At 59.9% G+C, this 12,989-nt stretch carries 10 protein-coding genes; all 10 read right to left on the bottom strand.

The features are described 5' to 3' along the window. Positions 1-48: 48 nt before the first annotated feature. The 10 genes from RHM60_RS13725 to RHM60_RS13680 all read right to left on the bottom strand — a co-directional run bounded on the left by RHM60_RS13725 (position 49) and on the right by RHM60_RS13680 (position 12,884). The gene (locus RHM60_RS13725) at positions 49-1,614 is read right to left on the bottom strand and encodes a SpoVR family protein (RefSeq protein WP_209985511.1); all 1,566 of its coding nucleotides are present in this window, start codon (positions 1,612-1,614) and stop codon (positions 49-51) included. Next, on the bottom strand, positions 1,611-2,882 hold the full coding sequence (locus tag RHM60_RS13720) for a YeaH/YhbH family protein (RefSeq protein ID WP_322212062.1): 1,272 nt from the start codon (positions 2,880-2,882) through the stop codon (positions 1,611-1,613). The genes RHM60_RS13725 and RHM60_RS13720 overlap by 4 nt, the downstream gene beginning before the upstream one ends. Before the next feature lie 104 nt (positions 2,883-2,986). Then, on the bottom strand, positions 2,987-4,909 hold the full coding sequence (locus RHM60_RS13715) for a PrkA family serine protein kinase (protein WP_003194732.1): 1,923 nt from the start codon (positions 4,907-4,909) through the stop codon (positions 2,987-2,989). Between the two features lie 284 nt (positions 4,910-5,193). Continuing rightward, positions 5,194-5,523, bottom strand: a complete 330-nt coding sequence (glpE, locus tag RHM60_RS13710; protein ID WP_209985507.1) for a thiosulfate sulfurtransferase GlpE — start codon at positions 5,521-5,523, stop codon at positions 5,194-5,196. 9 nt (positions 5,524-5,532) lie between these two features. Next, a complete protein-coding gene (locus RHM60_RS13705) occupies positions 5,533-6,378 on the bottom strand; it encodes a symmetrical bis(5'-nucleosyl)-tetraphosphatase (protein WP_209985504.1) in 846 nt (281 codons plus the stop codon). Beyond that, a complete protein-coding gene (gene apaG, locus RHM60_RS13700; protein WP_209985501.1) occupies positions 6,378-6,758 on the bottom strand; it encodes a Co2+/Mg2+ efflux protein ApaG in 381 nt (126 codons plus the stop codon). The genes RHM60_RS13705 and apaG overlap by 1 nt, the downstream gene beginning before the upstream one ends. Before the next feature lie 238 nt (positions 6,759-6,996). Next, the gene (gene rsmA, locus RHM60_RS13695; protein ID WP_322212061.1) at positions 6,997-7,809 is read right to left on the bottom strand and encodes a 16S rRNA (adenine(1518)-N(6)/adenine(1519)-N(6))-dimethyltransferase RsmA; all 813 of its coding nucleotides are present in this window, start codon (positions 7,807-7,809) and stop codon (positions 6,997-6,999) included. Then, positions 7,806-8,795 (bottom strand): 4-hydroxythreonine-4-phosphate dehydrogenase PdxA, encoded by a 990-nt coding sequence (gene pdxA / locus RHM60_RS13690; protein WP_322212060.1) that lies wholly within the window; start codon positions 8,793-8,795, stop codon positions 7,806-7,808. The genes rsmA and pdxA overlap by 4 nt, the downstream gene beginning before the upstream one ends. Next, positions 8,792-10,126: a peptidylprolyl isomerase gene (locus RHM60_RS13685; RefSeq protein ID WP_231423604.1), complete on the bottom strand. Its 1,335-nt coding sequence runs from the start codon at positions 10,124-10,126 to the stop codon at positions 8,792-8,794. Before RHM60_RS13685 ends, pdxA begins: the two co-directional genes overlap by 4 nt. Beyond that, positions 10,107-12,884 (bottom strand): LPS-assembly protein LptD, encoded by a 2,778-nt coding sequence (locus tag RHM60_RS13680; protein ID WP_231423605.1) that lies wholly within the window; start codon positions 12,882-12,884, stop codon positions 10,107-10,109. Before RHM60_RS13680 ends, RHM60_RS13685 begins: the two co-directional genes overlap by 20 nt. Positions 12,885-12,989 lie beyond the last annotated feature (105 nt).

Here is a 12,989-nt window from a genome sequence, read left to right as displayed (position 1 = left end):
AGCGCCACAGGATACCGCCTGTGCCTGACCAATGGAGGCTTTGCCGTTTCAGAGATGAACGACTGCCAAATCCAGACGGCCATAGTCGCCATCACCGTGATCGCTGCGCGGTGGCACGTGATGGGTTTTCATCACTTGATCGCCCTGCAGGGTTTCCAGGTGAATGTCGAAGCCCCACAGCCGGTGCAGGTGCTTGAGGACTTCTTCGGTGGACTCGCCCAAGGGTTTGCGGTCGTGCTGCTGGTGACGCAGGGTCAGCGAGCGATCACCGCGCACATCGATGCTGTAGATCTGCACGTTGGGCTCGCGATTGCCCAGGTTGTACTGCGCCGCCAGGGTTTCGCGGATGGTGCGGTAGCCCGGTTCATCGTGGATGGCCGGCACCACCAGATCGTCCTTGAGGTCGTCATCCATGATGCTGAACAGCTTGAGATCGCGGATCACCTGAGGCGACAGGTACTGCAGGATAAAGCTCTCGTCCTTGAAGCTGCTCATGGCGAACTTGATGGTCGACAGCCAGTCGCTGCCGGCTATTTCCGGGAACCAGCGGCGATCCTCCTCAGTGGGGTGCTCGCACATGCGCCGTATATCGCGGTACATCGCGAAGCCCAGGGCGTAAGGGTTGATGCCGCTGTAATAAGGGCTGTCGAAGCCGGGCTGGAACACTACGCTGGTGTGGGAGGTGAGGAACTCCATCATGAAGCCGTCCGTGACCAGGCCTTCGTCGTACAGGTCGTTCATCAGGGTGTAGTGCCAGAAGGTTGCCCAGCCTTCATTCATCACCTGAGTCTGGCGCTGTGGATAAAAATACTGGGCGATCTTGCGCACAATGCGCACGATTTCACGCTGCCAGGGCTCAAGCAGTGGCGCGTGTTTTTCCAGAAAATAGAGGATGTTTTCCTGAGGTTCGGCGGGGAAGCGCGCATTATCCTTGTCGTTGTTTTTGCCGGCCTTTTTCGGAATGGTGCGCCACAGGTCGTTAATCTGCTTCTGCAGATGCTCCTCGCGCTCAGCCTGGCGCAGGCGTTCTTCTTCGGCAGAAATCGGGTACGGGCGTTTGTAGCGGTCGACCCCGTAGTTCATCAACGCATGGCAGGAGTCGAGCAGGTCTTCCACCGCATCGATGCCGTGGCGCTCCTCGCACTGCATGATGTACTGCTTGGCGAATACCAGGTAATCGATAATCGAACTGGCATCCGTCCAGGTGCGGAACAAGTAGTTGCCCTTGAAGAAGCTGTTATGTCCATAGCACGCATGGGCGACCACCAGCGCCTGCATGCAGATGGTGTTTTCTTCCATCAGGTAGGCGATGCATGGGTCGGAGTTGATCACGATCTCGTAGGCCAGGCCCATCTGGCCACGGGTGTAGGATTTCTCGGTGCTGAGGAAGTGTTTGCCGTAGGACCAATGGTGGTAACCCAGCGGCATGCCTACCGAGGCATAGGCGTCCATCATCTGTTCGGCGGTGATCACTTCGATCTGGTTGGGGTAAGTGTCCAGCGCATAACCCGCCGCAATGCGGCTGATTTCCCGGTCATAGGCCTGGATCAGTTCAAAGGTCCACTCGGACCCGGTGGAAAGGGGTTGGCGTCTAGTCTCTTTTTTGGCGGTCATGTCACTAACCTGCGCTGGAAGAGTTCACGGAAGACCGGGTAAATATCGCCGGCCGAGACCAGTTGCTGCTGGGCAAATGTGTCGGCAAAGGCTTCGCCGATGCGCTCATATTCGAACCACAGGGCCTGGTGCTCACGGGGGGTAATTTCGACGTAGGTGTAGTACTGCACGAACGGCATGATCTGGTTGATCAGAATATCGCGGCAGATCGGTGAGTCATCGTTCCAGTTGTCACCGTCGGAAGCCTGGGCCGCGTAGATATTCCACTCATTGGCCGGATAGCGCTCGGCCATGATCTCCTGCATCAGCTTCAAGGCGCTGGAGACGATGGTGCCGCCGGTTTCCCGCGAGTAAAAGAACTCTTCCTCGTCCACTTCCCGGGCGCTGGTGTGATGGCGGATGAACACCACCTCGATCTTGTCGTAGTTCCGCTTCAGGAACAGGTACAGCAGGATAAAGAAGCGCTTGGCAATGTCCTTGGTGGCCTGGGTCATGGAGCCGGACACGTCCATCAGGCAGAACATCACGGCCTTTGAGCTGGGGTTGGGCTGCTTGACCAGCAGGTTGTATTTCAAGTCGAAGGTATCGAGAAACGGCACACGATGAATACGCGCGCTGAGTTTTTCGATTTCCGCCTCGATCTGCTGGATATCGCCGAAATTGTCCGGTTCTTCGCGTTTGAGCCGCGCCAGTTCTTCCTTGGCTTCCCTCAGTTTGGCGCGGCTGCTGCCGGACAGCGCAATGCGCCGCGCGTGGGCTGAACGCAGGGTGCGGATGATATTGATGCGCGACGGGTTGCCTTCGTTGCTGATCCCCGCGCGCACGGTCTTGAAGGTGTCGGTGCCGGTGAGGTTGCGCTTGACCAGATTGGGCAGCTCCAGATCCTCGAACATGAACTCGAGGAATTCTTCCTGGGTAATCTGGAACACGAACTCGTCCATGCCTTCGCCGGAGTTGCCGGCCTTGCCCGCACCCTTGCCGCCACCGCCACCCTGGGGTCGCTGGATATGTTCGCCGGTGGTGAACTCCTTGTTGCCCGGGTGCACGACCGTCTGTTTGCCGCCGCGCCCGTGGTGCAGCACCGGCTCGTCGATATCCCGCCCGGGAATGCTGATCTGCTCGCCATGCTCCATATCGGTGATGGAGCGGCGGCTGACCGCTTCTTCCACGGCCTTTTTGATGTGGTCACGGTAACGCCGCAGGAAACGCTGCCGGTTTACCGTGCTCTTGTTCTTGCCATTGAGGCGTCGGTCGATCACATAGCTCATGGGGCCCCTCCGGGGAGCTTCAAGTCGTAAGCTGCAAGCTGCAAGTTGGAACGGCGTGCGCTGTTCTCTTGCAGCTTGTAGCTAGAAGCTTGCAGCTACTGCTCTCACTGCGATTTCCGGACCCGTAGGTACCATTCCGACAGCAGTCGTACCTGTTTGTCGGTATAGCCTCGCTCGACCATGCGTGTGACGAAGTCGTTGTGTTTTTGCTGATCCTCCTTGCTGGCCTTGGCGTTGAAGCTGATGACCGGCAACAGGTCCTCGGTGTTGGAGAACATTTTCTTCTCGATGACCACGCGCAGCTTCTCGTAGCTGAGCCAAGTGGGGTTCTTGCCGTTGTTGTTGGCGCGGGCGCGCAGTACGAAGTTGACGATTTCGTTGCGGAAATCCTTCGGATTGCTGATGCCGGCCGGTTTTTCGATTTTTTCCAGTTCCTCGTTGAGAGCCACGCGGTTGAGGATTTCGCCGGTTTCCGGGTCGCGGTATTCCTGATCCTGGATCCAGAAGTCGGCGTACAGCACGTAGCGGTCGAAGATGTTCTGGCCGTACTCGCTGTAGGATTCGAGATACGCGGTCTGGATTTCCTTGCCGATGAATTCGATATAGCGCGGCGCCAGGTATTCCTTGAGGAAGCGCAGGTAGCGTTCGCGGGTTTCGGCCTGGAATTGCTCCTGTTCAATCTGCTGCTCCAGCACATACAGCAAGTGCACCGGGTTGGCGGCGATTTCGTGCGGGTCGAAGTTGAAGACCTTGGACAGGATCTTGAACGCGAAGCGCGTCGACAGCCCGTTCATGCCCTCGTCCACGCCCGCGGTGTCGCGGTATTCCTGGATCGACTTGGCCTTGGGGTCGGTGTCCTTGAGATTTTCGCCGTCGTATACGCGCATCTTCGAATAGATATTCGAGTTTTCCGGCTCCTTGAGGCGTGACAGCACGGTGAACTGCGCGAGCATCTTCAGGGTGTCAGGCGCGCAATGAGCCTTGGCCAGGGAGCTGTTGAACAGCAGCTTGTCGTAGATCTTGATCTCGTCGCTGACGCGCAGGCAGTACGGCACTTTGACGATGTAGATCCGGTCGATGAAGGCTTCGTTGTTCTTGTTATTGCGGAAGGTGTGCCATTCCGATTCGTTGGAGTGGGCCAGCAGGATCCCGGTGAACGGAATCGCCCCCAGGCCCTCGGTGCTGTTGTAGTTGCCTTCCTGGGTGGCGGTGAGCAGTGGGTGCAGCACCTTGATCGGCGCCTTGAACATCTCCACGAACTCCATCAGGCCTTGGTTGGCCCGGCACAGTGCGCCCGAGTAGCTGTAGGCATCGGCGTCGTTCTGCGGAAATTCTTCGAGTTTGCGGATATCGACCTTGCCCACCAGCGCCGAAATATCCTGGTTGTTTTCGTCGCCGGGCTCGGTCTTGGCGACCCCGATCTGGTTGAGGATCGAAGGGTAGAGCTTGACCACGCGGAACTGGCTGATATCACCACCGAACTCGGCCAGGCGCTTGGTGGCCCAGGGCGACATGATGGTGTTGAGGTAGCGCCGAGGGATGCCGAAGTCTTCTTCGAGGATCGCGCCATCTTCCGTGGCGTTGAACAACCCCAGGGGCGACTCGAACACTGGCGAGCCCTTGATGGCATAGAAGGGGACCTTCTCGATCAGCTGTTTGAGCTTCTCGGCGAGGGAGGATTTACCGCCACCCACCGGGCCGAGCAGGTAAAGAATCTGTTTCTTTTCTTCCAGGCCTTGGGCGGCGTGGCGGAAGTAGGAGACGATCTGGTCAATGCATTCTTCCATTCCGTGGAAGTCTTCAAAGGCCGGATAGCGACGGATCACCTTGTTGGAGAATATTCGCGACAGGCGTGAATTGTTCGCGGTCTCCACCAGCTCCGGCTCGCCGATCGCCAATAGCAGGCGCTCGGCGGCCGACGCATAGGTGCTGCGGTCCTGTTTGCACAGCTCCAGATACTCTTGAAGCGTGAGTTCTTCCTGCTGTGTGGACGCAAAGCGTTGTTGGAAGTGGCTAAAGATACTCATGACGTCGTCACCTCGCTCGATACGTGGAGCCGACGCCGGATCAATCAGTCGATGCTGGCAACCATTGGCAGACACCAATGGCTGTTTCCCCCCAGAACACCCTGAAACGCTACCGATGACCCGTGCGCCGGTGTACCGGCTCTCCCCTGATTTGGATGGCCTGCGCTTAAGGATAGTTCGGAATTGTGGAGGTCAAGGCGTGATGCGAAATTAGTTTGCCCGCGCCGTTCGTCAGAAACGGCGCAAGCCCAAGCATCACGCGGGGTGGCGGGGTGTGAAAAAAATTATTGCGGATCGCCCGAGGAAATTTCTGCGGGATAGGTCGCACGCCACAGCTCAAAGCCGCCGTCCAGGCTATAGACGTCGGAGAAGCCTTGGCTGACCAAGTAAGCGGCGGCGCTCTGGCTGGAGTTGCCGTGGTAGCAGGCCACGATCAGCGGCACGTCGAAATCGGCGGCGCGGATGAAGTCTTGAATATTGACGTTGTCCAGATGCCGGGCGCCGCTGATGTGAGCAGCGGCGTACGTGGGCTGGTCACGAATATCGACCACCACGGCGCCTTGCTCGCGCAGGGCCTGGGCTTGTGCGGGGGGGATACGTTTGAATTCGCTCATGGCGGGCTCCTAGGGCTGGGCGGCCGTTTGTGGTGGGAGAGGGGATTGGCACTGGCAACGGAGGCGCTCGCCGGTATCGATGTTCATCAGGGTCATGGCGCCGCCCCACACGCAGCCGGTGTCGAGGGCGAATACGCCGGGCTCATCGCAGTTGCCTTCGAGGGCGGCCCAGTGACCAAAGATGATCTTCGTGTCGCGGGTCTTGCGCTCCTTGTGGGCGAACCAGGGCTTGTAGCCAGGCGGCGCGCTGTCAGCGCCCTCCTTGGTCTTGAGGTCCAGTTTGCCGTCGACCGTACAGAAGCGCATACGCGTAAAGTAGTTGGTGATCACCCGCAGGCGTGCCACGCCGGTGAGGTCATTGTCCCATTTGACCGGCTCATTGCCGTACATGCCGTCGAGGTAGGCGGTATAGAGGTTATCGTCGGCCAGGGCAATTTCGACTTCGGCGGCGCACTTGAGGGCTTTCTTCAGCGTCCACTGCGGCGCAATGCCCGCATGCACCAGCGCCATGTTGCGCGCTTCGTCGTAATGCATGATTTTTTGCCGGCGCACCCATTCCAGCAGTTCGGCACGGTCCGGCGCTTCGAGGATTTCGCGCAGGGTGTCGCCCTTTTTCAGGCGCTCGATGTTACGGCCGGCCGCCAGCAGGTGCAGGTCATGGTTGCCCAATACGCACACCAGCGAATCACGCAGGCCATAGAGATAGCGCAGGGTTTCCAGTGACTGCGGGCCGCGGTTGACCAGGTCGCCGACCAGCCACAGGCGATCTTGCGCCGGGTCGAAGGCCACGCGCTCCAGCAGGCGCTTGAGGGGATCCAGGCAGCCCTGCAGGTCGCCGACCGCGTACGTCGCCATCAGTGCAGGGCCCCGGGCACGGCGAGGCGGAACGGCTTGATGATGGCGTCGAACAGTTGGCCGTCGGTGGCTTTCATCTGATACGAGCCTTGCATGGTGCCGACCCTTGAGGTCATCACCGTGCCGCTGCTGTAGGTGTGGCTGGCGCCGCTGTCGATCAATGGCTGCTGGCCGACCACGCCTGCACCGCGTACTTCCTCGACCTGGCCGTCGCCGTCGGTAATCACCCAGTGGCGCGACAGCAGCTTGGCCGGCACCAGGCCGTTGTTCTTCACCGTGACGGTGTAGGCAAAGGCGAAGCGGTTGTGCTCGGGTTGGGATTGGTCCGCCAGAAAGCGGGTGACGACGCTGACGTCGATCTGGTAACGAGGATCGGACATGCAAGAGGCCTTAAAAGCAAAAGCGGAAGACAGCAGATGCGGGTCAGTCTAGGCCAAGAGATGGGCACTAGGCCAGACATGCTGTCCGGGAGGCTTTGAGCAACTGTTGGCATCACTGGATTCAATTGTGGGGGGGCTTGCTCCCTAAAGCGGCGGATCAGTCAACGCATGCATCGACTGACACTCTGCAATCGGGAGCAAGCCCCTCCCACATTTGGATTGTGTCGAGGCTTGAGCCTTATTCCACTGCTGGCGCAGGCTGGATCGCCAACTGGTCGGCCAGCCGCACGAAGGCGGCGAGGTCCAGCTGTTCAGGGCGCAGGCTGCCGTCGACGCCGGCGGATTCGATTTCGGCATTGCTCAGCAGTGCCTTGAGCGTGTTGCGCAAGGTTTTGCGGCGTTGGTTGAACGCTTCACGCACTACCCGCTCCAGCAGTTTGTGATCCTTGGCTGGATGCGGCAGCACGGCGTGGGGCACCAGGCGCACGATGGCCGAGTCGACCTTCGGCGGCGGGTTGAACGCGCCGGGGCCGACGTTGAACAGGTGCTCAACGCGACAATGGTACTGAACCATGATCGATAGCCGGCCCCAATCACCGCCGCCAGGGCCGGCGGCCAGACGCTCGACCACTTCCTTTTGCAGCATGAAGTGCATGTCGCGGATGATCGAGGCGTTGTTGAGCAGGTGAAAGATCAGCGGTGTGGAGATGTTGTAGGGCAGGTTGCCCACTACTCGCAAGCTGTTGGGCGCGGCATTGAGGCTGTTGAAGTCGAACTTCAGCGCGTCGCCCTGGTGCAGGTTGAAGTTGGTCTTGCCGGCGAACTGCTGGTTGAGGATCGGGATCAGGTCCTTGTCCAACTCAACCACATCGAGCTGGCCGCCGCTGGCCAGCAGGCCCTGGGTCAGCGCGCCCTGGCCCGGGCCGATTTCCAGCAGGCGGTCTTCTGGCTTGGCGTGGATGGAGCGCAGGATGCGGTCGATCACGCCAGCGTCGTGCAGGAAGTTTTGCCCGAAGCGCTTGCGCGCCCGGTGTTGGTAATGCTCGGTCATATACGGGTCTCGGCCATCTGATAGGCGGTTTCCAGGGCCACGTGCAGGCTGCCGGTATCTATTTTGCCGCTGCCCGCGAGGTCCAGGGCGGTGCCATGGTCGACGGAGGTGCGGATGATCGGCAGGCCCAGTGTCACGTTGACGGCGGCGCCGAAGCCTTTGTACTTCAGCACGGGCAGTCCCTGGTCGTGGTACATCGCCAGCACTGCGTCGCAGTGCTCCAGATATTTGGGGGTAAACAGAGTGTCCGCCGGCAGCGGGCCGCGCAGGTCCATGCCTTCTTGGCGCAGACGCTCCAGGGTGGGTTCGATGATGTCGATTTCTTCATGGCCCAGGTGGCCGCCTTCGCCGGCGTGTGGGTTGAGCCCACAGACCAGGATACGGGGCCGGGCAATGCCGAATTTGTGTTGCAGGTCGGCGTGCAGGATGCGCGTCACACGCTCCACTCGCTCGGCGGTGATGGCGTCGGCGACGTCCCGCAGTGGCAGGTGCGTGGTCACCAGGGCGACGCGCAGGCCACGGGTGGACAGCATCATCACCACTTGTTCGGTATGGGTCAGTTCGGCGAGGAATTCGGTATGCCCGGAAAAGGCAATGCCGGATTCATTGATCACGCCCTTGTGCACCGGGGCGGTGATCATGCCGGCGAAGTCACCGTTGAGGCAGCCATGGCCTGCGCGGGTGAGGGTTTCGAGTACGAAGGCCGCGTTGGCCTTGTCCAACTGACCAGCAATGACCCTGGCTTGCAAGGGCGTGTCCCACACGTACAGGCTGCCCGCCGGGGCCGGCAGCTCGGGCCAGTTGCCCGGCGCCACGTCCAGCAGTGTGACAGCCACACCCAGCTGCGCGGCCCGCTCAAGGAGCAGGTCGCGGCTGGTTATGGCGATCAGGGGATGCGGCTGGGCGTGCGAGGCGAGCAGCAGGCACAGGTCTGGACCAATGCCGGCCGGCTCGCCGGGTGTCACTGCGAAACGCTGTGGTTTCACTGAGTAGCCTGGTCGGTGCCTGTTTGCTCGGCGCCTGGCAGCTTGTTTTCCACGTAGGCTTCGTCACGGATCTGACGCAACCAGGTTTGCAGCTCTTCGTCGTACTTGCGGTTACGCAGCACGGTCAGCGCTTGTTGCTCGCGGGCCTGGTTGGTGTTGTCGGTAGCGCGACGGCCGAGGACTTCCAGTACGTGCCAGCCGTATTGAGTCTTGAACGGCTTGGACAGCACGCCTTGCGGAGTCTTGGCCATCACGTCCTGAAACTCCGGCACCAGCGCACGCGGGTCGATCCAGTTGAGGTCGCCGCCGTTGAGGGCAGAACCCGGGTCTTCCGAGAAGCTCTTGGCCAGGGTGGCGAAGTCTTCACCGCTTTCGATGCGGTCATAGATCTTCTGCGCCAGTTCCTTGGTTTGCGCCTCGGTGCGGATTTCACTTGGCTTGACCAGGATATGACGTACATGCACTTCGTCTTTGAGCGAAGTCTCGCCGCCACGACGTTCCAGCAGCTTCAAGATAATGAAGCCGCCCGGGGTACGGGCCGGCTGAGTAATGCCACCGACTTGCATGGCGCTCAGCTCACGGTCGAACGGAGGTGGCAGTTGCGCGGCTTTACGCCAGCCCATGTCACCGCCTTCAAGGGCATTGTCGCTACCGGATTGGGCAATGGCCATTTGCGCAAAGTCGGCACCGGCTTTCAGGCGATCATAGATAGCCTGGGTTTTCGCGGCGGCGGCGTTGAGCTGCTCGGAGTTGGCGCTGTCCGGGGTCGGGATCAGGATATTGGCCAGGTGCAGTTCTTCGGAAAGCTGCATCTTGCCCAGGTCCGACGCGAGGAAGTTCTTCACTTCCTGCTCGGATACCTGAACCCGCTCGGCCACACGGCGCTGGCGTACACGGCTGATGATCATCTCGCGGCGGATCTGGTCACGGGCGTCTTCATAGGAAAGACCATCGTGGGCCAGGGCGGCGCGGAACTGGTCGATGCTCATGTTGTTGCGCTGAGCAATGGAACCGACGGCCTGGTTCAGTTCTTCGTCCGAGATACGGATGCCGGAACGCTCGCCGATCTGCAGTTGCAGGTTTTCGACGATCAGGCGTTCCAGTACCTGCTGGTCCAGCACGCTGGTCGGCGGTACACCACCGCCACGCTTGGCGATGGTTTGCTGGACTTCCTTGACGCGCTGGTCGAGTTGGCTCTGCATGATCACGTCGTTATCGACGATGGCCACGACCTTATCCAGCTGTTGAACCGCAGCGTGCGCCGATGCGGCACCCAGGAACAGCGCGCCCAGCAGGAGCGGGCGCAGAGACTCAGAAAGCTTGATCTTCACGTTGACGATAACCTTCAATGCCTTTGTCGAGGAAGCTCTCTACCTTGGCGCCGGTCAGGCCGCCGAGTCCTTTGAGAACGATTTGGAAGAAGAGACCGTGGTCACCCTTTTCGTTAAGTGGGGCGATCTGGCTGTATTCGTCGTTGGAAACCCAGTAACGGTTGATGACGCGCAGTTTCCAGCAGCAGTTGTCGTACTCGAAACCACCGAAGGCTTCCAGAGTGCGGTTGCGGGCGTAGTCATACTGCCAGCGGGTGATCAGGTTCCACTGAGGAATGATCGGCCACATCATCGAGAAGTCGTGTTGCTGGATTTTGTAGTAATCCTTCACGTAGTTCGCAGTGTCTGACGGAACGCTGTAGTCACCACCGAACTGCCATTTGCCGGTCAACTGGTTGTAGACCACTTGGTCGTTACGATAGCGATAGCCAAGGTTGATGATTTTGTTCGGGTTGTCTTCCGGCTGGTAGTGGAACATTGCGCTGCCGGAACGTGGCGAGTGGCTCACCGGGTCCCAGTTATAGTCGGCCGTGGCGCGCCAGTCGCGGTTGAAGCGGAACTCGTAGTCCAGCGCGATCGGCGACACATCGGTCTTGGCGTCGTCACGGTCGGCAGCCAGGATGCCTGGCAGTTGAACCTTGCGATCCTTGAAGTACAGGGCCTGGCCGATGGCCACACGCTGACGTTCAAAGCCGTTTTCTTCGATCCAGCGGCTGGTCACACCCAGGGACAGCTTGTTTTCATCGCCGATCCGGTCATTGCCACTGAAGCGGTTGTCGCGGAACAGCGAGGCGTAGCTGAACGTGTTTTCACTGGTGTCAAAGACCGGGATGTCGCTCTGGTCCTTGTTCGGCACGTAGAGGTAGTAAGCGCGAGGCTCAAGAGTCTGGTTGTATTCTTTGCCGAACCAGTTGGTCTTGCGGTCGAAGAACAGGCCGCTGTCTACGCTGGCGATCGGCACAGCACGGTCTTGAGAACTTTTGAACTCATCGCCCGCTGCAAGCGTGTTCTTGCCGATGGTGTCGAGGTCCAGATCGTACTTGGTATAGACGTACTTAAGCTTTGGCGTAATGAAACCGTAAGTCCAGTTCATCGGGTAGTCGACAGCGGGTGCCACGTTCAGGCGAGTACCGTTTGCACGGGTCAGGCCGGTGACAAAGGTGTCGAGGCGCGCGGATGTAAGGCCGTTTTCATCAGTGAAGGAACCGTTTTGCAGGTCCCGATCAAAACGTACCGCTTCGGTCTCATAAGTAAAGTTCAGCCCGCCCGGATGGTATGGCAGTGCACCGTTGAAGGTGATCTGAGGCAAGCGGTCGTACGGCGTGATTTGCGAGATGGTCGCCAACTGGTACGCCTGGAGATTCAGGCGAGCTGTGTAGTTGTCACCGCGATACGACACAGAGCCCTGCTGATTCAGAGCGTCACGGCTCTCAACGCCTTCTTCAAAGGACTTCAAGTCCTGGAAGTAGTAAGGGTCGCTGATCCGGGTGTAATCCACCTGCGTTGTCACGCGCGAATCCAACCCGCCCTTATGCTGCCAATTGAGCATATAGCGGGTTTTCTCGTAATCGGTCTGCTTGCTGCGCTCGTTGTTGTCGTCGTTCAGGTACGCACCACCGAACTGGCCTTCGCTGGACTTGGTGAGGTAGCGGAATTCGCCTTCCATCAACAGGCCGCGCTTGGTCATGTATTGCGGGTACAACGTGGCGTCGTAGTTCGGCGCCAGGTTGAAGTAGTACGGCGTTACCAGGGTGAAGCCGGTCTCGCTGCCGGTGCTGAAGCTCGGCGGCAGGAAGCCGGATTGACGACGGTCATCGATCGGGAAATAGATGTACGGGGTGTACAGGATCGGGATGTTCTTGACCCGCAACGTCGCGTTGGTGGCCGTGCCGAAACCGGTGGCCGGGTTCAACGTGATGTTGTTGCCGCGCAGTTGCCAGGCGTTGCTGTCCGGCTCGCAGGTGGTGTACGTACCGTCCTTGAGACGGATGATCGCGTTTTCGGCACGCTTGGCGTACAGCGCGTTACCGCGGATACGCGACTTGTGCATCACGTACTCGGCGTTGTCGATTTGCGCCGCACCGGTGTCCAGCTGGACCTCGGCATGGTCGCCGACGATCAGCGCGCCATTGTCGCGCAGACGCACGTTACCGTTCAGCTCGCCACGGTTCTCGGCCTGGTACAGACTGGCTTCCTGGGATTCGAGCTGCATGCTGCCCTGGCGCATGACCACGTCACCGGCGAGGGTCGCGACCTGCGACTCCTGCTCGTAACGGGAGGCCTTGGCGCCGATGAAGGTGGGCGCATCGCTCTTGTCCGTCTTGTCGTTCATGCCAGGACGAATCGGCTCGATGTACGCACCGCCGCAGTACGGGCCGGTTTCGGCCAGTTGGGCTGCGGTCAGCTTATTGCGCGGCACCCAGTCCAGGTGGCTGTAGTCGGCGCTGCGCGAACGCAGGCCACGGCCCTTGGATTCGGTGACCAGCGCCGTCTTCGGCTCGGCCTCGGCAGTGCCACCCGCAGCGGCCTGGGCCGTGCTGTTGGCCGAGCTGACGGCAGCGCCGTCATGCACCGGGCGCGGTGGTAATGGGGCGGCGGCGGTTTTCGGCGCGCAATCCCAGGCACCCGAAGCAGAGACTGAGCAGTCATACTGTTCCGCGGCGACCACGAATGAGGTGGCGAAAGGTTGCATGGCCAGCAGACTGCCGGTTACCAGCAACGGAAATTTTCTACGAAACGCGGGGGATTTCAATGCCATCTTATTAGTCCGGGCTTCCTGCGTGCCATCTGCCCGCGGTTTGGGCCGCACGCCTCTCGATGGTCTGAAAAAGATGCGTGATAATAAAGCATGCCCCGCTTGACG

It is taken from the genome of Pseudomonas sp. MH9.3 (assembly GCF_034354675.1).
In the GTDB taxonomy this organism is placed as follows: Bacteria; Pseudomonadota; Gammaproteobacteria; order Pseudomonadales; family Pseudomonadaceae; genus Aquipseudomonas.
This window is presented reverse-complemented; position numbering and strand designations above follow the sequence as displayed.